Below are 24,571 nucleotides of genomic sequence, written 5' to 3'. Positions count from 1 at the left end.
GCTCGGCACTAGAATGGTGCGGTGACTTCCAGCAACGACTCGTTTGTCCATCTCCACAACCACACCGAGTACTCGATGCTGGACGGTGCCGCCCGGCTCGGTGAGCTGTTCGACGAGACCCAGCGGCTCGGCATGCCGGCCCTCGCCACCACGGACCACGGTTACCTGTTCGGCGCCTTCGACTTTTGGAAGCGGGCCACCGACCAGGGCATCAGGCCCATCATCGGCGTCGAAGCCTATGTGACTCCCGGGACCGCCCGCACGGACAAGACCCGCGTGCGGTGGGGCGAGGAGCACCAGCGCAAGGATGACATCTCCGGCGGCGGCTCCTACACACACATGACGCTGCTCAGCTACAACAACGTGGGCATGCGGAACCTGTTCCGGGCCTCCTCGATTGCCTCGCTGGACTCGGTCTTCGGCAAATGGCCCCGGCTGGACCGGGAGCTGCTGAACACCTACTCGGAAGGGCTCATCGCCACCACCGGCTGCCCCTCCGGTGAGGTCCAGACCCGGCTGCGGCTCGGCCAGTACCGCGAAGCGGTCGAGGCCGCGGCCGAGTTCCGCGACATCTTCGGCGCGGAGAACTACTTCTGCGAACTCATGGACCACGGCCTGGACATCGAGCGGCGCGTCACCGGCGACCTCCTGCGCCTGGCCAAGGACCTGAACCTGCCCCTCGTGGCCACCAACGACCTGCACTACACGCACGAGCACGACGCGAAGGCGCACGAGGCCCTGCTGGCCATCCAGTCCGGTTCCACCCTCCTGGAGCCGACCTACGACAACGGCGGCTCGCGCTTCGCCTTCTCAGGCAGCGGCTACTACCTGAAGTCACCGCAGGAAATGCGCGAGCTCTTCCGCGACCACCCGGAGGCCTGCGACAACACGCTGCTGATCGCCGAGCGCTGCGAAGTCTCGTTCAACACCGGCGCCAACTACATGCCCCGGTTCCCCTGCCCGGAGGGCGAGGACGAAACGTCCTGGCTGGTCAAGGAGGTCGACAAGGGCCTGCGCTACCGCTATCCCCAGGGCATCCCGGACAAGGTCCGCAAGCAGGCCGACTATGAGCTGGAAGTCATCACCTCCATGGGCTTCCCGGGCTACTTCCTGGTGGTGGCCGACTTCATCAACTGGGCCAAGAACAACGGCATCCGGGTCGGTCCCGGACGTGGCTCCGGTGCAGGCTCCATGGTGGCGTACGCCATGCGCATCACCGACCTCGACCCGCTGCACCACGGCCTGATCTTCGAGCGCTTCCTCAACCCGGACCGCGTCTCCATGCCTGACTTCGACGTCGACTTCGATGACCGGCGCCGCTCCGAAGTGATCGACTACGTCACGCGTAAATACGGCGACGAGCGCGTGGCCATGATCGTCACCTACGGCACCATCAAAACCAAGCAGGCCCTCAAGGACTCCTCACGCGTGCTGGGCTACCCGTTCAGCATGGGCGAGACGCTGACCAAGGCACTGCCGCCGGCCGTGATGGCCAAGGACATTCCGCTCGCGGACATCCAGAACCCCCAGTCCAAGCGCTACGGCGAGGCCGGTGACTTCCGCCAGCTGATCAGCACGGACCCGGAGGCTGCCAAGGTCTTCGAAACGGCACTGGGCATCGAAGGCCTGAAGCGGCAATGGGGCGTGCACGCCGCCGGCGTCATCATGTCCTCGGACCCCATCATCGACGTGATTCCGATCATGCGCCGCTTCCAGGACGGCCAGGTCATCACCCAGTTCGACTATCCGACGTCCGAAGGCCTCGGCCTGATCAAGATGGACTTCCTCGGGCTGCGAAACCTGACGATCATTTCAGATGCCCTGGAAAACATCAAAATGAACCGCGGCGTCGACCTGGACCTCGAAACCCTCGAGCTGGACGACACGGCGTCCTACGAGCTGCTGGCCCGCGGAGACACGCTGGGCGTTTTCCAGCTCGACGGCGGGCCCATGCGCTCCCTGCTCAAGCTGATGAAGCCTGACAACTTCGAAGACATCTCCGCCGTGCTGGCCCTCTACCGGCCCGGACCCATGGGCGCCAACGCCCACACCGACTACGCGCTGCGCAAGAACAAGATCCAAGAAGTCATTCCGATCCACCCGGAGCTCGAGGAACCGCTCTCCGAAATCCTCGGCGGCACGTACGGGCTGATCGTGTACCAGGAGCAGGTCATGGCCGTGGCGCAGAAGCTCGCCGGCTATACCCTGGGCCAGGCCGACATCCTGCGCCGCGCCATGGGCAAGAAGAAGAAGTCCGAGCTGGACAAGCAGTTCGCCGGCTTCTCCCAGGGCATGCAGGACAACGGCTACTCCATGGCCGCGGTCAAGACCCTCTGGGACATCCTGCTGCCGTTCTCCGACTACGCCTTCAACAAGGCGCACTCGGCCGCGTACGGCGTGATCTCCTACTGGACCGCCTACCTGAAGGCGCACTACGCCCCGGAGTACATGGCGGCCCTGCTGACCAGCGTCGGCGACGACAAGGACAAGTCCGCGATCTACCTCAACGAATGCCGGCGCATGGGCATCACGGTGCTGCCGCCGGACGTCAATGAGTCAGCTCTGAACTTCACCCCGGTTGGCACCGACATCCGCTTCGGCATGGGCGCCATCCGCAACGTCGGCGTGAACGCCGTCGAAGCCATGGTGGCGGCGCGCGAAAAGGAAGGCGCCTACACGTCCTTCAAGGACTACCTCATGAAGGTCCCCGCGGTGGTCTGCAACAAGCGCACCATCGAATCCCTGATCAAGGCCGGCGCCTTCGACTCGCTCGGCCATCCCCGCCGTGCCCTGGCCATGATCCATGAAGAAGCGATCGACTCCGTCATCACCCTCAAGCGCAATGAGGCGATCGGCCAGTTCGACCTCTTCGCCGGCTTCGAGGACCAGGAGCCCGAGGCGTCGCTCAGCACGGAAATCCCGGACCTGCCGGAATGGGAGAAGAAGGACAAGCTGGCGTTCGAGCGCGACATGCTCGGCCTGTACGTCTCCGACCACCCGCTGCAAGGGCTGGAAGGGCTCCTGAGCCAGCACGCCGACCGGTCGATCACCTCCATCATCGCCGAAGACGGCCCGCCGGATGGCTCGATCGTGACCATCGCGGGCATGATCACCTCGCTCAGCCGAAGGATCGCCAAAGCCAGCGGCAACGCATACGCCCGCGCCGAAATCGAGGACCTCGCCGGTTCCATGGAGGTCATGTTCTTTGGCCAGGTCTACGGCCCCATCGCCTCGGTGCTGGCGGAGGACCTGATCGTGGTGGTCAAGGGCCGCCTGCAACGGCGCGACGACGGAGCCGTCACCTTGAACTGCATGGAACTGTCCGTACCGGACCTCAGTGACAGCCAGAACGGGCCCGTGGTCATCACCATGGCCACGCACAAGGCCACCGAGGCCGTCGTGACCGAGCTCGGCGACGTGTTGCGCACCCACCGCGGCAATTCCGAGGTCAGGTTGCACCTGCAGGGCGACACCCGGGTAGAGGTGATGGGGCTGCCGGTGCATCTGCGGGTCAACCCGAGCCCGTCACTGTTCGGCGACCTGAAGGTGCTGCTCGGCCCGACCTGCCTGGACAATTAGTCCGGGCGGGGAACCAGCGCGGCGGCGGCCCCTGGAGCCCGGCGCTCAGATTTCGTAGTCGAGCGGAACGGGCTGGCCGTACGCCCCGGAGTGGTAGAGCAGGGGAGCGCCGTCCTCGCCCACCTGGCCCTCCACTACCTCAACCACCACGACGGCGTTGTTCTCGAACGAGAGCCGCATCTGGACTTTGCCGATCAGCCAGCCGGCAACTCCCTTGAGCACAGGCACGTCGTGGGGTCCGTGTTCCCAGTGGTCGCCGTCGAACCGGTTGCCGGCCCGGGCGAAGCGGTCGGCGAGTTCCTGGTTGTCCAGCCCGAGCATGTGGACGCCAATGTAGGTGGTGTTCGCCACGGCCGGCCAGGAGCTGGAGGTCCTGGCCATGTTGAACGTGAAGCGCGGCGGCTTGGCGGACAGCGAGGCGACAGAGGTTGCCGTGAATCCGAACGGGACGTCGTTGAAGTTGGCGGTGATGATGGCCACGCCCGCCGCGTGCCGGCGGAACATTTCCTTGAACGTTCCTTCGAAAATTCCTTCATCTGTGGCCACTGCGATCCAACTCCCTGCTGCACGTGCGTGTCATGGTTCCTACTCTTCCAGCGTATTGCGCCGGTGATCCAGTAGGGCATTTTCTTTACTTCTGCCGTCATGTGCTGCCGGGAGGCGTCATGCGCCGGCGGAATTTCTTGTTACCGTTTGTTGCATGACACAGCCCGCAGTAGACGGCCCCGTCCACCACGACGGGGAGCCCGCGCAGCCGGTGCTGCCCGCGTATTCGGGGCAGCAGCCCGGACCCGGCGGGCGGCCCTTGCGGAAGGCCGCGATCATCGCGGCCGCCGGCGTGACCGTGGGCCTGCTCTGGTGGCTCTTGGCGCCGTCGGGGTTGAACCTCCTGACCGGAAACCCGGACCTCGCCGCCGGCACCAACACCGCAACCTGGCTGCCCAGGGACCTGGTGCTGGCGGGCCTGTGCCTGCTCGCCGGATGCGTCGCCGGCTCATTCGTCGCCGGTTCCAAGCACTATCAGCCCGGCCCCGGCACCGTCATCCTGGTGGTCCTCGCCGGCGTTGCCGGCGCGCTCATCGCCTGGGGAACCGGTGTGCTCAGCGCCCACTTGTGGGGAGCGCCGGCGGACACCTCGGCCAGCGCAAGCGTTGCCTTCTCCCTGCGCTCCTATGCCGTCCTCGCCATCTGGCCGGCGGCGATCGCGCTGGCCATTTTCCTGAACAGCCTCTTCCCGGGCTCCGGCGGCAAACCCCGCCGCTGACCCGCCGCTGACCCGCCGCTCCCCCCGGCACAGCGTCGGCTTCCCGCGGCGGGGCCGCGGGACAGCCTCGGGCCGCGTCACAGCTTCGGGCCGGAGCGGCGGGGCACGTAAAATGATCGGGTGAGCCTAACTCCTGACAGCCCCGCCCAGATGACCGCCGCCCTCAACTTCCGCACGGTGGACGTGCGCGGTGCGCACCTGTCCCTCGCCGGACTCCGCGCTGCCGTGCCCCGGGCACAGTCGGGCACCATGGCCGACGCCGAGGGCAAGGTCCTGGACATCATCTCCGCCGTCCGCGCGCGGGGCATCGGCGCCCTCCGGGAGCTGGCACTGGCCTTCGACGGCGTCGAACAGACGCACCCCCGCGTCCCGGCCGAGGCGCTGCGGGCGGCCCTTGAGGGCCTGGATCCCGCCGTGCGCGCCGCCCTCGAGGAATCCATCCGCCGGGCCCGCAGCTTCGCGGACGCGCAGCGCCCGGCGAACATCGACGTCGAACTCGGCGAGGGCGCCGTCGTCAGCCAGAACTGGGTGCCGGTGGCGCGCGTCGGACTCTACGTCCCCGGCGGCCTGGCCGTCTACCCGTCCTCGGTCATCATGAACGTGGTCCCCGCCCTGGCCGCCGGCGTCGAATCGATTGCACTGGCATCACCGCCGCAGAAGAACTTCGGCGGCCTCCCACACCCCACCATCCTGGCGGCGGCCTGCCTCCTGGGCATCGAGGAGGTCTACGCGATCGGCGGGGCGCAGGCCATCGCCGCCTTCGCATACGGCATCCCGGCCGATGCCTCCGGCAACCTCCCCGGGATCGACCCCGTGGATGTCGTCACGGGTCCGGGCAACATCTTCGTGGCCACCGCCAAGCGGCTGGTCAAGGGCGTCGTCGGGATCGACTCCGAGGCCGGCACCACCGAGATCGCCATCCTCGCCGACTCCACCGCCAGCCCCGCCCTCGTGGCAGCGGACCTCATCAGCCAGGCCGAGCACGACCCCAAGGCGGCTTCGGTTCTGTTCACCGACTCCGAGGCCCTGGCCGCCGAGGTCCGGGTAGAGCTGGAGCGGCAGGCCGCCGCCACGAAGCACTCCAGCCGCGTCCGGGAGGCCCTGTCCGGCCCACAGTCCGGCGTGGTGCTGGTCGAGGACCTGGAGCAGGGCATCGCCGCCTGCGACGCCTACGCCGCGGAACACCTTGAAATCATGACCGCCGATGCCGCCGGAGTGGCAGCCCGGATCCGCAGCGCCGGTGCGATCTTCGTGGGGGACTACAGCCCCGTGAGCCTGGGCGACTACTGCGCCGGGTCCAACCACGTGCTGCCGACCAGCGGCACGGCCGCTTTCTCCTCCGGACTGAACGTGACCACGTTCCTGCGGGCCATCCAGGTCATCAACTACAGCCGCTCCGCGCTGGAGCAGGTCAGCGGCCACATCGTCAGCCTCTCCGGTGCGGAGGATCTACCCGCGCACGGCGAGGCCGTCACGGTGCGGTTCGCCGCCCGGTAGCCGGCCCCCAACCACTACATGTAGTAATTACAGGCTTGTTATTCAGCTACATCTAGTCGTAAACTGGGTTCACAGGGCGGCACCGAAATCCGCGCTTTTAGGATCTGCGCCTTTCAAGGATTGGTGCCATTCAAGGATTGCCGCTTCTCACGGATTGCGGCTGCTCGAGGATTGCGACAGGGGAGGAAACGAGATGTATTGCCCGTTCTGCCGGAACCCTGATTCGCGCGTCGTGGACAGCCGGATCGCCGACGACGGCTCGGCCATTCGACGCCGTCGCCAGTGCCCCGAATGCGGCCGCCGCTTCACCACGGTGGAAACCACCAGCCTGACCGTCATCAAGCGTTCGGGCGTCGGCGAGCCGTTCAGCCGCAGCAAGGTCATCAACGGCGTCCGCAAGGCCTGCCAGGGCCGTCCTGTTACGGAGGACGACCTCGCCCTGTTGGCTCAGGAAGTCGAGGAGGCGATCCGGGGCTCCGGTGCCGCCGAAATCGAAGCCCACGAAGTAGGCCTGGCGATCCTGGAGCCGCTGCAGCGCCTCGACGAGGTCGCCTACCTGCGCTTCGCCAGCGTCTACCAGGCCTTCGAATCGCTGGAAGACTTCGAAGCGGCGATATCCCTGCTTCGCCATGAGGCGGAGACCAGGGGCCGGGACGGCAAGAACCCGGACAAGAGTCCGCTTCAGGCGCCGTCGTAAGATTTGTGTCCTAAGTCCCGGGGACTGTTTAGGTTTAACTGGGTCAAAGGGCACCACCACAGACTCCGGTGGTGGCAGCGGAGGGGAAGCCGCGGCCACCACCGGCTCCACCCCACCTGGCTCGCGGCGGGTCGTTGGATCTAGCGGCCGCCGGCGACCGGGAGCACCGCTCCGGTGATGTAGGAGGCCTCCCCGGACAGAAGCCACAGGACTGCTGCGGCAATCTCGTCGGGCTCCGCGCCACGGCCCATCGGGATCGTAGGATTGAGCCGCTCCACCCGGTCCGGCATGCCGGCGGCGGCGTGCAGTCCGGTGTTTGTGCTCCCCGGCGCCACGGCGTTCACCCGGATACCCTGCGCCGCGACTTCAGCCGCCAGCCCCACGGTGAGGACGTCGACGGCGCCCTTGGACGCCGCGTAGTGCGCCCACGTTCCGGGCGAACCGGCTTTTGTCGCCGTGGAGGAAATGTTGATGATGGAGCCGCCGTTGCCGCCGTAGTCGCGGCCCAACCTGCGTACCGCCTCCTGGCAGACAAAGATCAGGCCCGCGACGTTGACGTCGAGGACACGGCGGACGGTGTCCTCCGGCACGTCCGCCAAGGGGCCGATCAGGTTCCCGGTGATGCCTGCGTTGTTCACGACGGCGGCCAGCGGGCCCAGGCCCATGGCGGCGTCGAACAGTCCGGACACCGCGGCCGGATCGCTGACATCGGCGCGCACTGCCTGCGCAGTTCCCCCGCTCCCGGTGATGGCCTGTACCACCTCAGCGGCACCGGCGCCGTCGTTGGAGTAATTGACCACGACGGCGTAGCCGGCCGCCGCGGCACGCAGGGCGATCGCCGCCCCGATGCCGCGGCTGGCGCCGGTGACGATAACGACGCCAGAGCCCGGGCCGGTCATGGAGCTACTTGGCCAGCTTGTGCTTCAGCGCGATCTCGACGGCCGCGCCCACGATCCCCGCGTCGTTCTTCAGTTCGGCCGGGACGATCGGAGTGCGCAGCTTCATGTGCGGCAGGTACTCGTCGGCACGCTTGGAGATGCCGCCGCCCACGATGAAGAGCTCGGGGGAGAACAGGAATTCGACGTGGGAGAAGTAGCGCTGCAGCAGCACGCTGTACTGTTCCCAGCTGAGGCCGTCGCGCTCACGGGCCACGGCCGAGGCCTTGGTCTCGGCGTCGAAACCGTCGATCTCCAGGTGGCCGAGTTCGGCGTTGGGAACCAGCTTGCCGTCGAAGATGAAGGCCGAACCGATGCCGGTGCCCAAGGTGATCACCAGGACGGTGCCATCGACTCCTTCGCCGGCGCCGAAGCGGGCTTCGGCGAGGCCAGCGGCGTCGGCGTCGTTGATGACCTCCACGGGACGGCCGAGGCGTGCCGTGAGCATGCCGTCGATGTCGGCCTCCAGCCACGACTTGTCCACATTGGCGGCCGAGTGGACCACGCCGTGCTGGATGATGCCCGGGAAGGTGACGCCCACGGGGGAGTCGGCGTCGGGGGCGTCGGGACGGGCGGAGAGCTCGGCAGCGACCTGCGCCACGACTTCGGCCACGGATTCGGGTGTGGAGGGCTGGGGCGTGGGGATGCGCACGCGGTCGCCGATCAGCTTGCCCTTCTTCAGGTCCACGATTCCGCCCTTGATACCGGTGCCGCCGATGTCAATGCCGATCAGATGGGCGTTCTTCTTCGACTTCTCGTCCTTCTTGGCCAATGTCATTCCGTTCGTGGCAGGGGCGGGCGGTAGGAGCCGGACAAGGCCGGCGGGTGAAGAGCAGGGTGATGCAGTGAAATACCGGGTGTTGCGGGGGTCAGGGCAGCGTGAGGACCTCGGCGCCGGACTCCGTGACGAGCAGGGTGTGCTCGAACTGGGCTGTGCGCTTGTGGTCGCGGGTCACGACCGTCCAGTCATCGGCCCACATGTCCCAGTCAACGGTGCCCAGGGTCAGCATCGGCTCGATCGTGAACACCATACCGGTTTCCATGACGGTGTTGTATGCCGGCGCGGCGTCATAGTGCGGGATGATCAGCCCGGTGTGGAAGGCCTCGCCGACGCCGTGTCCGGTAAAGTCGCGGACCACGCCGTAGCCGAAACGCTTTGCGTAGGACTCGATGGCCCGGCCGATCACGTTGATCTCGCGTCCCGGCGCTACGGCCCGGATGGCGCGGTTCAGTGATTCCTTGGTGCGTTCGACGAGGAGGCGGGATTCCTCATCGACGTTGCCGACCAGGAACGTGTAGTTGGTGTCGCCATGCACGCCGCCGACGAAGGCCGTGATGTCGATGTTGAGGATGTCGCCGTCCTGGACCACGGTGCTGTCCGGGATCCCGTGGCAGATGACCTCATTGAGTGAGGAGCACAGCGACTTCGGAAAGCCCCGGTAGCCCAGGGTGGACGGGTACGCGTTGTGGTCCAGCAGGAATTCGTGGCCTACCCGGTCCAGGTGGTCCGTGGTGACACCGGGCTCGATGTGCTTGCCGACTTCCACGATGGCCTGGGCCGCGATCCTGGCGGCGATCCGGATCTTCTCGATGGTCTCTGCCGACTTGACCTCTGATCCCGTGAACTTCGCCGGACCGGGCTTGCCCACATATTCCGGTCGCGCGATGGACGGCGGCACAGCAAGCTGCGGGCTCACTGTGCCCGGGACAAGCGTGCCGATGGGTGCAGTTGAGGCTAGAGAAGGCATAGATTGATCATATAAGCAGGCGGGCGAAGCCCGTAAATACAGCCCGGAAAACAGAGCCGGAAAACAGAGCCGGAAAGACGGCCAGCAAAACAGCCGTAAGAACAGCTGCAAAAACAGCCTGAATCAGCGGAAATCAGCGAAGGAGCACCGATGCCCGAATACTGGTACAACGTCAACACTCACGAGATCGAGGAAGACGCGATGTCCGACTGGAGTCAGCTGATCGGACCGTACAAGACCCGTGAAGAAGCCGAGCACGCCCTGGAAAAGGTTAAGGCGCGCAATGAGGCGTGGGACAAGGATGAGGACGACTAACCCGTTCCGCTTAACCCGTTCCGCTTGTCCCGTTCTGCTTGTCCCGCCGGGCGCTGATACTACTTCGCGGTCCGTGATTCTCACCCGGTGAGGGTGAGTGCCGGCCGGCGACCTCCGGCCATACTGGGAAAATGCCGACGAGCGTTAACCGCACCCGCGGCGTCCGAGTCACCGACCTGGCGAGGCTGGCCGTTGCCTGGGCTGCCTCTACTGTTGCCCTCATTATTACCGGCGCGCTGCTCCCGGGGTTCTCGGCAACCAGCTGGTGGGCCTACGCCGCGGTGGCAGCGGCGGCCGGAGTCGCCGGGCTGGTCCTGCGCCCCGCACTGGTGGAGATCTCGGCCAGGGTGGGCTGGACCGGAGTCATTCTTACCGCCCTGATCGGCCAGGCCCTGATCATGTACGTCGCGATCCGCCTGGTGCCCGGCATCGAGTCGACAGTATGGACCGCCATTGCGGCAACCTGGGTCAGCGCCATTGTGGGCACGCTCATTTCGTGGGCCACCACCGCCGGCACTGATGACGGCCTGATTACCTCGTTGGCCGGACGGGCGCGGCGACCGGAAACGGTGAGTGATCCGGCGGTTGACGGCGTCCTGTTCGTCCAGCTCGACGGCGTCCCCTTCCCGGTGCTGCAGTGGGCGGTCCAGTCCGGGGCCGTACCGCACATCCGGCGCTGGCTGACATCGGGCGATTACAACATCCGCGAATGGACGCCCCAGCTGCCCTGCACGACGCCGGCCAGCCAGTTTGGCATTCTGCACGGCACCGTCGATGGGATCCCTGCGTTCCGGTGGTACGACCGTGAGCTCGGCCGGGTCCTGGTGGCAAACCGTCCGGCAGACGCCCGGGTGATAGAGGAAAGGCACAGCACCGGCCTAGGCCTGCTCTGCGATGACGGTGTTTCCATTTCGAACCTGTTTACCGGAGACGCGCCCCGATCGCTGCTGACCATGAGCCGGGTGGAAGTCGGCCGAGGCTCCACCCAAACCCGCCGCGCCTTCGCCTGGTTCTTCGCCTCGCCGAACGGATTCATGCGCAGCTTCACACGGACCGTCGGGGAGATCCTCAAGGAGCGTTGGCAGGCCCGACGGCAAGTCAAACGCAACCTCGACCCGCGTGTGCACCGGGACTGGACCTTTGCCCTCGTGCGGGCGGTCACGAACGCCCTCCTGCGGGACTTGAACACAGCCCTGGTGGCCGAGGAACTGCGCCGTGGCACGAAGTGTATCTATGTGGACTACGTCGACTACGACGAGATCGCCCACCACGCGGGTGTGTTCCGGCCCGAGTCGCTCGCCGCACTCGATGGCCTTGACCGCACGCTGGGATCCCTGGCCCAGCTGGCCGCGGCCGCTCCCCGCCGCTATCGGCTGGTGGTGCTCTCGGACCATGGCCAGTCCCAGGGCACCCCGTTCGCTGACCGATACGGCCAGTCGCTTGGCGATCTGTGTGAGGAACTCATTCACGAACGCGTTCAAAACGTGGACGCGTCCGTCGAAGGGCTCGGGCGCGCGGACTCCCTCGCCGGGGACATCGCGGCTGGCGGGATGACCGGGAAACTCGCCGCCCGTGCCGACGAGGTGCTGACCAGGGCACAGCAGACGCCTTCCCGGCAGACGCCTTCCCGGCAGACGCCGGCCCAGCCCAAGCCGGCCCAGCAGACGCCGGCCCAACAGACTCCGGCCCAGCCCAGTCCGGGCCAGCAGACTCCGCCGCCGGGCGGCACCGAGGAGGACCCGGTGGTGGTGCTGGGCTCGGGCAACCTGGGCCTGGTCTACGTGCGCGGTGACCGGCGCTGGACCCTCCAAGACCTCGAACGGGAGTGGCCGGCGCTGATTCCCGGACTGGCAGGCCATCCCGGCGTAGGGTTCGTCGCCGGCATCGATGAAGACGGCCAACAGTGGGCAATCGGGAGTGCGGGGCGCATCAACATCGCAAGCGGTGCCGTGGAGGGCACCGACCCGCTGGCCACCTTCGGGACCCACGCGGCACGGGTGCTCCGCCGCGCGCTGATGCTCCCCGAGGCGCCGGATCTCTACGTCAACAGCACCGTTGACCCGGTGACCGACGACGTCGCCGCGTTCGAAGGCCTCGTCGGATCCCACGGCGGCCTGGGCGGGTGGCAGGACCGCGCCGTGCTGCTTGGCCCGGCCGATCTCATGGCCGGTCTGCCCGAGCGGATAGAAGGTGCCGATGAGCTCCACCGCGTGCTCGTGGGGATGCTCGTGGCCAGTGGCCAGCGCACCGCGACAGCGTTCCGCGGATGATCGAACGCCGGTTCGTCCCCGCCGGCGGTCCGGTCCTGTTCCGGTGGATCCAGTGCTGTTCCGGTAGCTGCCGGCGGTCGGCTCAGGGCGGCAGCACCCAGGATTTGCCGGGTGCGAGGACCACCGCGGTGCAGCCCGGAGCCTCCTCCGCCACGGCCTCGGCAAAGCGGCGCCCGGGCTGTTCGAGCCAGGTCCGGGCGAAGAGTGTGACCAAAGGCGGGTGCAGCGTTCCCCAATGCACCGGCACGGCGAATCGGGCGCCGCTCATCGCCACAGCCCGGGCCGCGCTCTCCGGCGTCAGGTGTCCCGCCGAAAGCCTGGGTCCCCACCCCCAGACGGGCACCAGGGCCACATCGATGGGCCCGCCCGCCATGGCGGGGAGCGAGGCCATCTCCGGATACAGTCCCGTGTCGCCTGCGATCCACACGGTGCCCGACGGGCCACGTACCAGCTGTCCGTTGGCGTCGTTGGGGCGGTGTGGCATGGGGCGGCTACGGTGCTCGGCACGCACCTGGCGGATCTGGACCGCGGTCTGGGTTCCGGTGTCTACGGGAGTCCAGTCGTCGCCCAAGGCAACTGCGCGCAGCAGCAGCCGGCGCCCCAACCAGTCGACGTTCGCCGGAGCGCTCATCAGCGTCGATCCGTGCAGCATGCGCAGGGAGCGCAACTCCGCGTGGTCGTGGTGCAAGTGGGAGAGGAGTACAACGTCCGGCCGGCTCCACGCCGTCGGGTCCGGCCGCGGGGCCAGGCGTCGCAGCAGTCCCGCATGAGGACGAAGCAACGGATCGGTCAGGATCCGTGCCCCGTCGATGTCCAGGACCACTGTGGAGTGACCCAGCCAAGTGAGTCTCATGGCTTCCCTTGCCCCGCCCAGGCCGGTGGCCGCGAGGGCGGGGCGTAGGCCCGTTGACTGTGTCAGATGTCGGCGTCTGGTGTTTTACGTCAGGCGTCTGTGTCAGGCTAGGGCCTTTGTCTTGAGGGAATCAAACTCGGTCTGGTTGATGGCTCCGGAATCGAGCAGAGCCTTGGCATCGGCGATCTGGGCGGCCGGACTGGCCGACTTGCCTGCGACCTGCTGGATGTACTGCTGCTGGGCGGCCTGCTGCTCGGCAACGGCCTTCATCGAGCGTTCCGTCATGCTGCGGCCCCGGGCAATCAGGTAGATAAGGGCGCCGAGCCACGGCACGAAGACGAGCAGTATTACCCAGCCGGCCTTGGCCCAGCCGCTAAGCGTGTGGTCGCCGAACATGTCAATCAAGCAGCGGAACCACACCATCAGCGCGGCGATCCAGATGAAGAACCAGAAACTCCACAGGATGACGTTCCAGAAGTTACCCGTGTCCATCGCTACTCCTCTCTAAGTGTCCGCCGGTGTCTGGCCCATCGCATCGTTCACGAATTTGGGTCGGCGGAACAACTGCCCAGGTCCTGTTGCGGGCCTTTGATGTCAGCGTGCCCGGACTCCCGGCGCAACGCATCCTCCGAGAAGGATGAGGTATCGCCGCAGGTCACGCTGTGGACATCAGGAGCGAATGCCTTCTGGGCACTCGGATGGCTTGGAAAGAGGGCTCCGAGAAGGCTTAGAAGGAGTGCTCCGGGCCGGGGAACTGGCCGGAACGGACGTCCTCGCCGTAGGCCGTGGCGGCGTCACTGAGTGAGGTCCGCAGGTCAGCGTACTGCTTGACGAATTTCGCCATCTTTCCGCCGCGCAGGCCCGCCATGTCCTGCCACACCAGGACCTGTCCGGTGGTGGCGTTGCCGGCGCCGATGCCGACGGTGGGGACCGCGACGGCGGCATCTACTGCGGCCGCCGTCGTGGCCGGGACCATTTCCATCAGCACGCAGAACGCGCCGGCTTCGGCCAGCGCAACGGCGTCCTCGATCAGCCGCTCGGCGTCATCGCCGCGGCCCTGGACCCGGTAGCCGCCGAGGGCGTGCTCGCTCTGCGGGGTGAAGCCGATATGCGCCATGACGGGAATGCCGGCCTGGACCATGGCGCGGACCGTCTCGGCGTAGAACTTCCCGCCTTCGATCTTGACCGCGTGTGCCAGGCCCTCCTTGAGGAACCGGACGCCGGTGGCCACCGCCTGCTGGGCGGAGACCTCGTAGCTGCCGAAGGGCAGGTCCGCCACCACGAGGGCCCGCCGCGCGGAACGGGCGACGGCCCGGCACAGCGGGAGGAGCTCGTCAACCGTCACGGGAAGGCTGGTCTCGTTGCCGAAGACGTTGTTGGACGCCGAATCACCCACCAGCAGCACCTCGATGCCGGCCTGGTCAAAAATCTCGGCGGTGTACTGGTCATAGGCGGTCAGCATGGCGAAGCGCTCGCCGTTGACCTTGGCCTGGTGAAGATGGTGCGTGCGGATCCTGGCCGCCGGCTTCCGGGACGCATCGGCTGTCCCGCCAGCGGCACTACCACCGGCACCACCAGGGGCAATACCAGCGGCGCCACCGCCGGTTCCGCCGGCTCTAGCCGCCGAGGCCGCCGGGCCGGTGCCGTAGGGGGCCGCAAGTTCTGCGGGCGTGCTGGAATCAGAGCTGTTGCTTGTGGCCATGCCACGAGCGTAGTGCGATACCCGGCGTTGCAGCCACCCGGGGAACTGGCCCTGGCCAGTGAATCACGTCACTCGGGCGCCCCGCGCCGATGGCCAACGCCGCCCCGCGCCGCGAAAACATCCGCCTTTGTGTTAGTTAACGGTGTGTTACGCGGGGGTCCGGCTTCAGCAATCGGTGGCAATGATTAGTAAAGTGAATCGTGAGCAACCGCGGGGCCCATGAAACGCCGGGCCTGGGGCGGATGGAAGAACCGGAAAGAGGCCAGAATGGACCGCCAGCAAGAGTTTGTCCTGCGGACGATCGAAGAGCGCGATGTGCGGTTTGTGCGCCTTTGGTTCACCGACGTCGTGGGATCGCTCAAGTCCGTGGCCCTGGCCCCGGCCGAAGTGGAAGGCGCGTTCGAGGAAGGGCTCGGATTCGACGGGTCATCGATCGAAGGCCTGGCCCGCGTCTTTGAATCCGACATGCTGGCCCAGCCGGATCCGGCCACGTTCCAGATCCTGCCATGGCGCGGCGAGACAGAGGCGACCTCGCGGATGTTCTGCGACATCCTGACGCCCGACGGCGAACCGTCCGCAGCCGACCCGCGCAACGTCCTCAAGCGGACCCTGGCCAAAGCCGCGGACATGGGCTTCACCTGCTACACCCACCCCGAGATCGAGTTCTACCTGCTCAAGTCCCAGCAGCCGGGCCCGGACGGGTCGCCCGTCCCCGTGGACGAGGGCGGCTACTTTGACCACGTTCCTGGCGGCGTGGCCCAGGACTTCCGCCGCACCGCCGTGACCATGCTCGAATCCGTGGGCATCTCGGTGGAATTCAGCCACCACGAGGCCGGCCCGGGCCAGAACGAGATCGACCTGCGCTACGCGGACGCCCTGCAGACCGCGGACAACATCATGACCTTCCGGACGGTCATCAAGGAAGTCGCGCTGCAGCAGGGCACCTACGCCACCTTCATGCCCAAGCCCTTCACGGCCCACCCCGGTTCGGGCATGCACACGCACTTCTCGCTCTTCGAAGGTGACACCAACGCCTTCTACGAGGCCGGTGCAGAGTTCCAGCTGTCCGAGACGGCGCGTCAGTTCATCGCCGGCATCCTCAAGCACGCACCCGAATTCACAGCCGTCACCAACCAGTTCGTGAACTCCTACAAGCGGCTCTGGGGCGGGGGAGAGGCGCCGAGCTACCTGAGCTGGGGCCACAACAACCGCTCCGCGCTGGTCCGCGTCCCGCTGTACAAGCCCGGCAAGGGCCAGTCCGCACGGATCGAATACCGTGGCATCGACTCGGCCGCCAACCCCTACCTGGCCTACGCCGTGCTCCTCGGTGCCGGCCTCAAGGGCATCGAAGAGGGCTACCAGCTCCCCGCGGCGGCCGAGGACGACATCTGGTCGCTGAGCTCCGCGGAACGACGCGCCATGGGCCACGACCCGCTGCCGGCGAGCCTGCACGACGCCATCCGGACCATGGAGGATTCCGAACTCATGCCGCAGATCCTCGGCGAGCAGGTGTTCGAGCACTTCCTGCGCAACAAGCGTGCCGAATGGCAGGACTACCGCCTCCAGGTGACGCCCTACGAGCTGCAGCGCAACCTCGGCATTCTGTAGGCTGCCCCAGTGAGCCTGGCACGGCGCCTCATCGCGGCCGGCTTCAGTGATCTCGACAAGGGCGAGCGGTTCCTGGCTGCCCGGGAACTGGAGGGTCTCGACCAGGATGCCCTCTTTGCCGGGCTGCAGCTGGCGGCCAACCCGGACACGGCGCTGCAGTCCCTGGTCCGGCTGATCGAGAAGCACCCGGAGCTGCGCAAGCTTGCCGTCGCCGATTTGGAAAGCAGCGAAGCGCTGTACCGGGTCCTGGGTGCCTCCGAGGCGCTGGGGGAGTTCCTGATCCGCCACCCGGAGCACCTCGACGCGTTCGATGTCAGGGCCAGTCCGGAACCAAGGGCAGCAAATGCCGGGGATCTGCGGTCCCGGCTGCTTCAGTCGGTGCGAGCCGATCCCAAGTCCGCCCGGCCGGTGGCGGGCCTAAGCGGTCAGGAGGCCTATGCGGCCCTGCGGACCGCCTACCGTCGCGGACTGGTGGAACTCGCCATCAAGGACCTGTGCGCCGCCGATCCGCTGGATTTCATGCCGGCAGCCGGCGCCGAACTGGCCGACCTCGCCGGCGCCGCGCTTGAGGCGGCCCTCGCCGTGTCCCGGGCAGAGGCCGCGGAGAAGTTCGACGCCGCGGAAGTGTCCGACGTCGGCCTCGCCGTGATCGGCATGGGCAAATGCGGAGCCCGCGAACTGAACTACATTTCCGACGTTGACGTCATCTATGTGATCGATGCCGGGACGCTGGAGGACGCCCAGGCCATTACGATCGGCACGGTCCTGGCCTCCGGGATCTCGCGGGCGATCATGTCCACGAGCCGCGAACCGGGGCTGTGGGAAGTGGACGCGAACCTCCGGCCCGAGGGAAAGTCCGGGCCGCTGGTCCGGACCCTGGCCTCGCACGAAAGCTACTACGCCCGCTGGGCCGAGAGCTGGGAATTCCAGGCCCTCCTGAAGGCCCGGACCATCGCCGGCGACGCCGCCCTGGGGGCGCGCTACGAAGCAGCCGTGTCGCCCTTGATCTGGTCTTCGGCCGGCCGGGAAGGCTTTGTCGAATCCGTCCGCGCCATGCGCCGGCGGGTCACCGAGCACATTCCCGCCGATGAGGAACAGCGGCAGATCAAGCTGGGCCGCGGGGGCCTGCGCGACGTCGAGTTCACCGTCCAGCTGCTGCAGCTCGTGCACGGCAAGTCCGATGAATCGCTGCGCTGCCGGGACACCACCTCGGCCATCGCCGCGCTGTCGGCCGGCGGGTACATCGGCCGCTCGGACGCCGCGGAATTCGACCGCGACTACCGCTACCTGCGCCTGCTCGAACACCGGATCCAGCTGTTCCAGTTGCGGCGCACACACCTCATGCCGGTGAACGAAGCGTCGCTGCGCTCCCTCGCCAAGGCCGTTCTGGGGCCGTTCTCCGCCGAGCGGCCCAAGCCGGACGCCCTCGTGGCCGCCTGGCGCAAGACCAAGCGCTCGGTCCGGGAACTCCACGAGCGCATTTTCTACCGCCCACTGCTCAATTCCGTCGCCACCTTGAGCAGCGAGGAGGCACGTCTTACGCCAGAGGCCGCCCAAGGCCGTCTTGCCGCCCTGGGCTACCTCGATCCCCGCGGCGCCATGCGGCACATCGAGGCCCTCACCGCCGGCGTCAGCCGGCGCGCGGCCCTCCAGCGCCAGCTCCTGCCGATCCTGCTGGACTGGCTCGCCGACGGCGTGGACCCCGACGCCGGGCTTCTCGCCTTCCGGCGCGTCAGCGAGGCCCTCGGCACGACGCACTGGTACCTGGGCATGCTCCGGGATTCGACGGCCGCGGCCGAGCGGCTCTGCCACGTGCTCGCCAACTCCCGGCTGATCGCGGACCTGCTGGAGGTTTCGCCGGAGTCAGTGGCGTGGCTCGGCACGGACAAGGACCTGGTGCCGCTCAGCTTCGAATCCCAGTGGCTGGAGATCACCTCGAAGATGTCCCGGCACTCGGACCCCGAGAGCGCAATGCGGCTGATCCGGCTGATCCGGCGCCGGGAAATCCTCCGGATCGCCATTGCGGACAGTGAAGGGCTGCTCGACCAGGACCAGGTGGGTGTGGCCCTCGCCGATACCGACCGGGCAGCAGTCCTGGGCGCGCTGCGCGTGGCCGAGACGATCGTCACCGCCGAGGAACCGCTGAAGACGCACGTGTTGGTGGTCGCGATGGGCCGCCAGGGCGGCCGGGAGATCGGCTATGGCTCGGACGCCGACGTCATGTACGTCCACCGCGGACTCCCGGGCGTGCCGGACGAGGAGGCGCAGGCACAGGCCCTGCAGATCGTGGGCAAGCTCTCAAGCCTGCTGACCCAGCCGCTCAAACCGGCGATCCTGGCCGAACGGGTGCTGGCAGTGGACGCGGACCTGCGCCCCGAGGGCAAGAGCGGGCCCATGGTGCGGTCCCTGGAGTCCTATGCCGAGTACTACCGCCGGTGGTCCCTCGTCTGGGAGGCCCAGGCGCTGCTGCGGGCGCGCCCCATGGCCGGCGACGATGAGCTGGCAGAGGATTTTGTGGCGCTGATCGATACGATCCGGTACCCGGAGTCGTTGTCCGACCAGGACGCGCGGGAGGTCCGGAGGGTCAAGGCCAGGGTCGAGGCGGAGCGCCTGCCGCGCGGGGCCGATCCCGCCCGGCACCTGAAGCTTGGCCGCGGCGGCCTGAGCGACGTCGAATGGCTGGCGCAGCTGCTCCAGCTTCAGCACGCCGGCGACCACCCTGAGCTGCGGACCACATCCACCGTGGAGGCCCTCGAGGCGGCTGCGGCCCTGGACCTGATGGAYGCGGGGGACACCGTCATCCTTCTCCGGGCGTGGCGGCTGGCGAGCCGGATCCGTTCGGCCAACGTCATCTGGACCGGCCGGACCTCGGACCTGCTGCCCTCCTCCCGCCGCGACCTTGAGGCCATTGCCCGCTGGTGCGGCTACGGCCAGGGCAACGCCGCGGAGCTGGAAGAGGACTACCTGCGGCTGAGCCGGCGCGCCCGGGCAGTTTTCGAGCGCGTCTTCTACGGCCACTAGCGCCCGCCCGCGGCCCACCGATTACTGGCACCGGCCCTACAGACACGTGCTGCCGGGCGGTGCTACCTTGGGCGGATGGCCAGGCAACTGTTTGTGAACCTTCCCGTCCGGAATCTCGATACCACTGTTGAATTCTTCACAGCGCTGGGATTCACCTTCAACCCCGACTTCACCGATGAAAACGCCACGTGCATGATCGTCAACGACGGCGCCTACGTGATGCTGCTCGTCGAGTCCTACTTCAAGACCTTCACCTCGAAGTCAGTCGCCGCTACGGCGGACACCGCCGAGGCCATCATGTCCTTCTCGCTGGAGAGCCGGGAAGCCGTGGACCAGGTCATCCGCACCGCCCTCACCTCCGGGGGCACGGCCTCGGAAGAAGCCCAGGACTACGGCTTCATGTACACCCACAGCTTCCAGGACCCCGACGGCCACCTCTGGGAAGTCTTCTGGATGGATCCTGCCGGGCCGCCCAAGGACGCTGCGCTCTAGCCCCGTCCCGTTGACGGGAGGCGCTGCGGGCACCGTCCGCGCGGGTACGCTGGCTACATGTCTGGACATGTTTGGCTGCTGCCTCTGAAGAACCTCGACGACGACGCCCGGGACATCAAGCTGGGGGAGATCGCCCTGCTGGAACTCGGCGAGGGGCAGCAGAACTTCGTCGGCGAGCCGCTGCGGATGATGCTGATCGCGCTCGAAGAGGAGTCCCGGTTTCCATTCGCCGTGGATCAGAACGGCACCGCCGTCGGCGTGCTGACGCTCCAGGCCGGAGCGGCGACGCTTGCCGGCTGGCCCGACGACGACTCGGCCTGGCTCCTGCGTGGCTTCCTGATCGACCGGCGGCAGCAGGGCAAGGGCCTCGGCACCAATGCCGCGGACGCCGCAGTGCGGGAGGCTGCCAAACTGACGGCGGGCCTGGGCACTGGCCAGTCCGGCGTCGTCCTCTCCGTCAACGAACTGAACCCCGGCGGGCTGGCCGCCTACAGCAAGGCCGGTTTCGAGGACCGCGGCCGCTACGAAGGCGGCGACGCCGGCCCGCAACGCATCATGTACCGGGCATTCTGAACAGAGGTTAGTTTGGCGTCATCAGGGCCAGCCGTACTGGTTGGCCCTGATGACGAAAAGAGAGCCCGCACGGGCCGCCATTGCCGAAGCTCTGGCAGCCCGTGCGGGCTCTCTGCGGACTAAATCGGGTTTAGCCCAGTGATCTAACTAGACGCCGTAGTAGAGCTCGAACTCGTACGGGTTCGGGCGCAGCGAGAGCGGACGGATCTCGTTCTCGTACTTGTACTCGATCCAGGTGTCGATCAGGTCCTGGGTGAAGACGCCGCCGGCCTGCAGGAACTCGTTGTCCTCGGCCAGTGCCTCCAGGGCCTCCTCGAGGGTGCCCGGAGCCTTGGGGATGTCCTTGGCTTCTTCGGCCGGGAGCTCGTAGAGGTCCTTGTCGATCGGAGCCGGGGGTTCGATCCGGTTGCGGATGCCGTCAATGCCGGCCATCAGCTGGGCAGCGAACGCCAGGTACGGGTTGGAGGAGGGGTCCGGCGCGCGGAACTCGATGCGCTTGGCCTTCGGGTTGGAGCCCGTGATCGGGATACGGATACCGGCGGAGCGGTTGCCCTGCGAGTAGACCATGTTGACCGGGGCTTCGAAACCCTTGACCAGGCGGCGGTAGGAGTTCACCGTCGGGTTGGTGAATGCCAGGACGGCGGAGGAGTGCTTCAGCAGGCCACCGATGTACCAGCGGGCGGTGTCGGACAGGCCGGCGTAGCCCTTCTCGTCGTAGAACAGCGGCTCGCCACCGGTCCACAGCGACTGGTGGCAGTGCATGCCCGAGCCGTTGTCACCGAAGACCGGCTTCGGCATGAAGGTGACCGACTTGCCCCAGGCATCGGCGGTGTTCTTGATGACGTACTTGAACTTCTGCAGGTCATCAGCCGCGTGGGTCAGGGTGGTGAACTTGTAGTTGATTTCAGCCTGGCCGGCGGAGCCGACTTCGTGGTGGCTGCGCTCGACCTCAAGGCCGGCCTCGTCCAGGGCAACACACATGGCGTCGCGCAGGTCGGCCTGCTTGTCGGTGGGGGAGACCGGGAAGTAACCGCCCTTGATGGGGGTCTTGTAGCCGAGGTTTCCGCCCTCTTCCTCGCGGCCGGTGTTCCAGTGGGCTTCCTCAGAGTCGATCTTGTAGAAGCTGCCCTGCGGGGAGGACTGGTACTGGACGTTGTCGAAGACGAAGAACTCGGCCTCGGGGGCGAAGAACGCGGTGTCCGCGATGCCGGTGGAGGCGAGGTAAGCTTCGGCCTTCTCGGCCACGCCGCGGGGGTCGCGGTGGTACGGGTCGCCGGTGCGCGGGTTCACGATCGAGAAGTTCAGCGCAAGGGTCTTCTCCATGCGGAACGTGTCGATGAATGCCGTGGTCACGTCCGGGATGAGCTGCATGTCAGACTCGGCGATGCCCTGGAAGCCGCGGATCGAAGATCCGTCGAAGAGCTGGCCGTTGACGAAGAAGTCGGCGTCAACACTCTTGGCCGGCACGTTGAAGTGCTGCTGAACGCCAGGAAGATCGGTGAAGCGGATATCGACGAATTTGATGTCTTCGTCCTTGATGAACTTGAGGACTTCGTCCGCAGTCTTGAACATCTATGCTCCTTACGCATATGAAAAATCTGGCCGTCAGGCACATTGGTCCAGCGCAGTCCAACAGCGGAGAAGGCACAAAAGCTTCCCCGCTTCGCAGTCGCTAGCAACTGTTACCACCCTAAGGACGTGGGATTTCCCCGCAGTGTCCGTATTGTTTCGGGGAGGTTACAGAATGCCCTGACACGTAAACGCTAGTCGCCGGTCCACACTGTGACCTACATGGTCCACAGTGTGACACACTACCGCCCACACTGTGGACGGGCTAGAGCCGATAAGATTGAACTGTGGTTGATCGCAAAGACATCGGTTCATGGCTCACCGGGCCGGACACATCCGGCATATCCAGGTACCCGGGGGAGCGGCTGGGATTTCCCGAGGCCGGCCCCGGATCGATTGCCCGTGCCGGCCGGCGCATCCTGGCGATCTGCATTGACTGGGCCATCGCGCTGCTGATCAGCAATTTCGCCTTCGCCGGCGATTCCTGGGCCACCCTTGCCGTGTTTGCCATCGAGCAGATCCTGCTGATCGGCACCCTCGGCTACAGCATCGGGCACAGAATCGTGGGTATCCACGTGGTCAGGCTCGGCGGCGGTCCGGCGGGCCCCCTCGCCGCCCTGGTGCGCACAGTGCTGCTGTGCCTCGTGATCCCGGCCGTCATCTTCGATCCAGACCAGCGCGGCCTCCACGACAAGGCCATGGATACCGTGCTCGTCCGCATGTAGGACCTTCCCGCCGGAGGCGCGACGTCGGTCCTTGCCGGTGGGCGCCAGCCAGATCCGTTGGGTCAGGCCCGGCCAGTACCAACAGGGCCGGTCGGTACCAATCAGCGCAGGTCAGTACCAACCAGCGTCAGACCATACCAATCAGCGTCAGACCCGGGCGGATAGATCGTCGTCGCGCGTCACTTCTTTTTCCTGTGCCCCCGCAAATTCCTGTGCCCCTGCGGCCGCGCTGGCGGCATTGAGGTGGCCCCGGCGTCCGGCCCAGCGTTCAAACCAGATGGTTGCAAAGGGAAAGACGGCGGACAGGCCGGAGAGCAGGGCAACCCGGAACGGCCAGCGAAGCTTCGCCCACAGGCTCAGTGCCGCGACTGCGTAGCCGATGAAGAACGCGCCGTGGATCGGGCCGGCAATCTCCACGCCAAGTTCCGTCGTCCGGGTGACCCATTTGAGCACCATGCCCACCAGCAGCGCGGCCCAGCTGAACGCTTCGGCAATGGCCAGCCCCCGGAAAATGCGAATGATGGTTGCGGTCGGTGGAAATGTCATGCGTTTCTCCTGGTTCCTGGCGTCACTCGGGTCGGTCTTCAGCGCTCACGCAGTCGATCTGGGCCGGTAATGGAAACGCCCCGGCTGCGGCCTGGAGCGGCCGTGAACCGGGGCGATTCTGCGTAGCTGGCGGGGTGCGCTGGCTGGATGCGATTGGGGGCGGGGCCTAGCGGCCGCGGGCTGCCTTGCGGTCCGGGCGGGCCTTGTAGGGATCGATGCCCTTCGGGATGGGCAGGCGGCCACCGAGCGAGGAAATTCGCTTGGACACCGCGCTGACCTCGGTCTTGGTCAGTTCGCCCTTGAGCTTGTTCATCTTGCGGGCGATCTGGCTGAGCGGAACCTGGCCTTCGCCGCGGCCGCTCTCGATCACGTGGATGGTGACGTTGGGGAGGATGCGTGCAAGACGCTTGCGCTCGGCGTCAACCAGCGGCTTGACCCGGGTGCTGGGGCCTTCGCTGACGAGCACGACGCCGGGACGGCCGATGGCGCGGAAGACGGCGTCCTGCGTGCGGGGGTTCACGGCGACCGGCTGGTCCTCGGTGATCCAGCCGCGCTTGAGCGTGCCCAGTGCGGCACCCGAAGCGCCCGGCTGGTTCTCGATCTGCGCGAATGCAGCGCGTTCGGCGCGGCGGGACAGGATCAGCGTGGCGGCAAGGGCGCCCAGCGCGATGCCGATGATCAGGCCGGTGACCCAGTTTTCCAGCAGGAAGCCGACCAGGAGGCTGACGGCGACAACGCCCAGGAACGCCAGCAACATGAGCCACAGAACCATGGGGTCGTGGCGGCGCGTCATTTGGAAGACTTCGCCGATCTGCTTCAGCCGGCTCGGCTTCTTGGCCTTTGCTTCCTTGGGCTTACGGGAGAAAAGACCGCGCTTCGGAGCATCGGAAGCCGGGCTGGAGCTGCTGGGATCAGGGGAATTCGCCATAGTGCCTTAATTCTACGTGATTCACGGCCAAGGGCCGGCACCAGATGACTCCGGCGCCGGCCCTTGGCTGGAAGGGGGTTGCAGTTCGGTTCAGGAATGGGCCGCGAGCAGGGAGCTGGCTTCCTGGCGGGTGCTGCCGGAGCTTTCGATGTGCGCGAGTTCGGCGGGGATTTCCCAGCCCTTCTTGCGCATCGCGGTGGCCCAGAGCCGGCCGGCGCGGTAGGAGGAGCGCACCAGCGGCCCGGACAT

Annotated in this window: 21 protein-coding genes and 1 pseudogene; 11 read left to right on the top strand and 11 right to left on the bottom strand. The window is 66.9% G+C overall.

Annotated features, from left to right (window positions below; genetic code table 11):
- Positions 1-21: 21 nt before the first annotated feature.
- Positions 22-3,579, top strand: coding sequence for a DNA polymerase III subunit alpha (dnaE, locus tag AB4089_RS16525; RefSeq protein WP_441410361.1), 3,558 nt, complete (start codon positions 22-24; stop codon positions 3,577-3,579).
- 45 nt (positions 3,580-3,624) lie between these two features.
- Here the strand turns inward: dnaE and AB4089_RS16520 are convergent, their stop codons facing one another.
- Positions 3,625-4,083, bottom strand: coding sequence for a flavin reductase family protein (locus AB4089_RS16520; protein ID WP_441410424.1), 459 nt, complete (start codon positions 4,081-4,083; stop codon positions 3,625-3,627).
- Between the two features lie 196 nt (positions 4,084-4,279).
- Between AB4089_RS16520 and AB4089_RS16515 the strand changes: the two genes are divergently transcribed.
- The 3 genes from AB4089_RS16515 to nrdR all read left to right on the top strand — a co-directional run bounded on the left by AB4089_RS16515 (position 4,280) and on the right by nrdR (position 7,037).
- On the top strand, positions 4,280-4,843 hold the full coding sequence (locus AB4089_RS16515) for a hypothetical protein (RefSeq protein ID WP_441410360.1): 564 nt from the start codon (positions 4,280-4,282) through the stop codon (positions 4,841-4,843).
- A gap of 150 nt (positions 4,844-4,993) precedes the next feature.
- Positions 4,994-6,340: a histidinol dehydrogenase gene (gene hisD, locus AB4089_RS16510; RefSeq protein ID WP_441410423.1), complete on the top strand. Its 1,347-nt coding sequence runs from the start codon at positions 4,994-4,996 to the stop codon at positions 6,338-6,340.
- Positions 6,341-6,533: 193 nt separating this feature from the next.
- Positions 6,534-7,037 (top strand): transcriptional regulator NrdR, encoded by a 504-nt coding sequence (gene nrdR, locus AB4089_RS16505; RefSeq protein WP_441410359.1) that lies wholly within the window; start codon positions 6,534-6,536, stop codon positions 7,035-7,037.
- A gap of 140 nt (positions 7,038-7,177) precedes the next feature.
- Here the strand turns inward: nrdR and AB4089_RS16500 are convergent, their stop codons facing one another.
- From AB4089_RS16500 to map, 3 genes are all read right to left on the bottom strand, one after another.
- Positions 7,178-7,936 carry an SDR family oxidoreductase gene (locus AB4089_RS16500; protein WP_441410358.1) on the bottom strand — a complete coding sequence of 253 codons (759 nt, stop codon included), beginning with the start codon at positions 7,934-7,936 and terminating at the stop codon, positions 7,178-7,180.
- Positions 7,937-7,940: 4 nt separating this feature from the next.
- Positions 7,941-8,744, bottom strand: a complete 804-nt coding sequence (gene ppgK / locus AB4089_RS16495; RefSeq protein WP_441410357.1) for a polyphosphate--glucose phosphotransferase — start codon at positions 8,742-8,744, stop codon at positions 7,941-7,943.
- 97 nt (positions 8,745-8,841) lie between these two features.
- Entirely contained in the window at positions 8,842-9,720 is an 879-nt protein-coding gene (gene map, locus AB4089_RS16490) for a type I methionyl aminopeptidase (protein WP_441410356.1), read from the bottom strand.
- A gap of 150 nt (positions 9,721-9,870) precedes the next feature.
- On the opposite strand from map, the gene AB4089_RS16485 reads away from it, so the two are divergent.
- Both AB4089_RS16485 and AB4089_RS16480 read left to right on the top strand, forming a co-directional pair.
- The gene (locus tag AB4089_RS16485; protein WP_018772367.1) at positions 9,871-10,035 is read left to right on the top strand and encodes an SPOR domain-containing protein; all 165 of its coding nucleotides are present in this window, start codon (positions 9,871-9,873) and stop codon (positions 10,033-10,035) included.
- 131 nt (positions 10,036-10,166) lie between these two features.
- Entirely contained in the window at positions 10,167-12,305 is a 2,139-nt protein-coding gene (locus AB4089_RS16480) for an alkaline phosphatase family protein (protein ID WP_441410355.1), read from the top strand.
- 82 nt (positions 12,306-12,387) lie between these two features.
- Here AB4089_RS16480 and AB4089_RS16475 read toward each other — a convergent pair whose 3' ends face one another.
- The 3 genes from AB4089_RS16475 to panB all read right to left on the bottom strand — a co-directional run bounded on the left by AB4089_RS16475 (position 12,388) and on the right by panB (position 14,860).
- Positions 12,388-13,158 carry an MBL fold metallo-hydrolase gene (locus AB4089_RS16475; protein ID WP_441410354.1) on the bottom strand — a complete coding sequence of 257 codons (771 nt, stop codon included), beginning with the start codon at positions 13,156-13,158 and terminating at the stop codon, positions 12,388-12,390.
- 102 nt (positions 13,159-13,260) lie between these two features.
- Positions 13,261-13,650, bottom strand: coding sequence for an SHOCT domain-containing protein (locus tag AB4089_RS16470; protein WP_441410353.1), 390 nt, complete (start codon positions 13,648-13,650; stop codon positions 13,261-13,263).
- 235 nt (positions 13,651-13,885) lie between these two features.
- A complete protein-coding gene (gene panB, locus AB4089_RS16465) occupies positions 13,886-14,860 on the bottom strand; it encodes a 3-methyl-2-oxobutanoate hydroxymethyltransferase (RefSeq protein WP_441410352.1) in 975 nt (324 codons plus the stop codon).
- A gap of 267 nt (positions 14,861-15,127) precedes the next feature.
- On the opposite strand from panB, the gene glnA (AB4089_RS16460) reads away from it, so the two are divergent.
- From glnA (AB4089_RS16460) to AB4089_RS16445, 4 genes are all read left to right on the top strand, one after another.
- On the top strand, positions 15,128-16,468 hold the full coding sequence (gene glnA / locus AB4089_RS16460; protein WP_120954845.1) for a type I glutamate--ammonia ligase: 1,341 nt from the start codon (positions 15,128-15,130) through the stop codon (positions 16,466-16,468).
- Positions 16,469-16,477: 9 nt separating this feature from the next.
- The gene (locus AB4089_RS16455) at positions 16,478-19,489 is read left to right on the top strand and encodes a bifunctional [glutamine synthetase] adenylyltransferase/[glutamine synthetase]-adenylyl-L-tyrosine phosphorylase (RefSeq protein ID WP_441410351.1); all 3,012 of its coding nucleotides are present in this window, start codon (positions 16,478-16,480) and stop codon (positions 19,487-19,489) included.
- A 75-nt stretch (positions 19,490-19,564) separates the two neighbouring features.
- Positions 19,565-19,981, top strand: coding sequence for a VOC family protein (locus AB4089_RS16450; RefSeq protein ID WP_441410350.1), 417 nt, complete (start codon positions 19,565-19,567; stop codon positions 19,979-19,981).
- Between the two features lie 57 nt (positions 19,982-20,038).
- Entirely contained in the window at positions 20,039-20,554 is a 516-nt protein-coding gene (locus tag AB4089_RS16445; RefSeq protein WP_441410349.1) for a GNAT family N-acetyltransferase, read from the top strand.
- A 147-nt stretch (positions 20,555-20,701) separates the two neighbouring features.
- On the opposite strand, the gene glnA (AB4089_RS16440) is transcribed toward AB4089_RS16445, so the two are convergent.
- A complete protein-coding gene (glnA, locus tag AB4089_RS16440) occupies positions 20,702-22,126 on the bottom strand; it encodes a type I glutamate--ammonia ligase (RefSeq protein ID WP_441410348.1) in 1,425 nt (474 codons plus the stop codon).
- 284 nt (positions 22,127-22,410) lie between these two features.
- Between glnA (AB4089_RS16440) and AB4089_RS16435 the strand changes: the two genes are divergently transcribed.
- Positions 22,411-22,848: an RDD family protein gene (locus AB4089_RS16435; RefSeq protein ID WP_441410347.1), complete on the top strand. Its 438-nt coding sequence runs from the start codon at positions 22,411-22,413 to the stop codon at positions 22,846-22,848.
- A 147-nt stretch (positions 22,849-22,995) separates the two neighbouring features.
- On the opposite strand, the gene AB4089_RS16430 is transcribed toward AB4089_RS16435, so the two are convergent.
- From AB4089_RS16430 to AB4089_RS16420, 3 genes and pseudogenes are all read right to left on the bottom strand, one after another.
- Entirely contained in the window at positions 22,996-23,394 is a 399-nt protein-coding gene (locus AB4089_RS16430) for a DUF3817 domain-containing protein (protein ID WP_441410346.1), read from the bottom strand.
- A 166-nt stretch (positions 23,395-23,560) separates the two neighbouring features.
- A complete protein-coding gene (locus AB4089_RS16425) occupies positions 23,561-24,322 on the bottom strand; it encodes a DUF4191 domain-containing protein (RefSeq protein ID WP_441410345.1) in 762 nt (253 codons plus the stop codon).
- A gap of 90 nt (positions 24,323-24,412) precedes the next feature.
- Positions 24,413-24,571, bottom strand: a pseudogene (locus AB4089_RS16420) (lipoyl synthase); the annotation flags it as partial.

The sequence above is a fragment of the Arthrobacter sp. 2MCAF15 genome (genome assembly GCF_052115605.1).
Lineage (GTDB): Bacteria > Actinomycetota > Actinomycetes > Actinomycetales > Micrococcaceae > Arthrobacter.
This window is presented reverse-complemented; position numbering and strand designations above follow the sequence as displayed.

Excerpts from the sequence above, each read along its gene's own strand:
- panB (WP_441410352.1), bottom strand. The coding sequence starts at position 14,860 with ATGGCCACAAGCAACAGCTCTGATTCCAGCACGCCCGCAGAACTTGCG.
- AB4089_RS16430 (WP_441410346.1), bottom strand. The coding sequence starts at position 23,394 with ATGACATTTCCACCGACCGCAACCATCATTCGCATTTTCCGGGGGCTG.
- AB4089_RS16445 (WP_441410349.1), top strand. The coding sequence starts at position 20,039 with ATGTCTGGACATGTTTGGCTGCTGCCTCTGAAGAACCTCGACGACGAC.
- AB4089_RS16515 (WP_441410360.1), top strand. The coding sequence starts at position 4,280 with ATGACACAGCCCGCAGTAGACGGCCCCGTCCACCACGACGGGGAGCCC.
- AB4089_RS16500 (WP_441410358.1), bottom strand. The coding sequence starts at position 7,936 with ATGACCGGCCCGGGCTCTGGCGTCGTTATCGTCACCGGCGCCAGCCGC.
- nrdR (WP_441410359.1), top strand. The coding sequence starts at position 6,534 with ATGTATTGCCCGTTCTGCCGGAACCCTGATTCGCGCGTCGTGGACAGC.
- map (WP_441410356.1), bottom strand. The coding sequence starts at position 9,720 with ATGCCTTCTCTAGCCTCAACTGCACCCATCGGCACGCTTGTCCCGGGC.
- glnA (WP_120954845.1), top strand. The coding sequence starts at position 15,128 with ATGGACCGCCAGCAAGAGTTTGTCCTGCGGACGATCGAAGAGCGCGAT.
- AB4089_RS16450 (WP_441410350.1), top strand. The coding sequence starts at position 19,565 with ATGGCCAGGCAACTGTTTGTGAACCTTCCCGTCCGGAATCTCGATACC.
- AB4089_RS16480 (WP_441410355.1), top strand. The coding sequence starts at position 10,167 with ATGCCGACGAGCGTTAACCGCACCCGCGGCGTCCGAGTCACCGACCTG.
- AB4089_RS16485 (WP_018772367.1), top strand. The coding sequence starts at position 9,871 with ATGCCCGAATACTGGTACAACGTCAACACTCACGAGATCGAGGAAGAC.
- glnA (WP_441410348.1), bottom strand. The coding sequence starts at position 22,126 with ATGTTCAAGACTGCGGACGAAGTCCTCAAGTTCATCAAGGACGAAGAC.
- AB4089_RS16425 (WP_441410345.1), bottom strand. The coding sequence starts at position 24,322 with ATGGCGAATTCCCCTGATCCCAGCAGCTCCAGCCCGGCTTCCGATGCT.
- hisD (WP_441410423.1), top strand. The coding sequence starts at position 4,994 with ATGACCGCCGCCCTCAACTTCCGCACGGTGGACGTGCGCGGTGCGCAC.
- AB4089_RS16475 (WP_441410354.1), bottom strand. The coding sequence starts at position 13,158 with ATGAGACTCACTTGGCTGGGTCACTCCACAGTGGTCCTGGACATCGAC.
- AB4089_RS16520 (WP_441410424.1), bottom strand. The coding sequence starts at position 4,083 with ATGTTCCGCCGGCACGCGGCGGGCGTGGCCATCATCACCGCCAACTTC.
- AB4089_RS16470 (WP_441410353.1), bottom strand. The coding sequence starts at position 13,650 with ATGGACACGGGTAACTTCTGGAACGTCATCCTGTGGAGTTTCTGGTTC.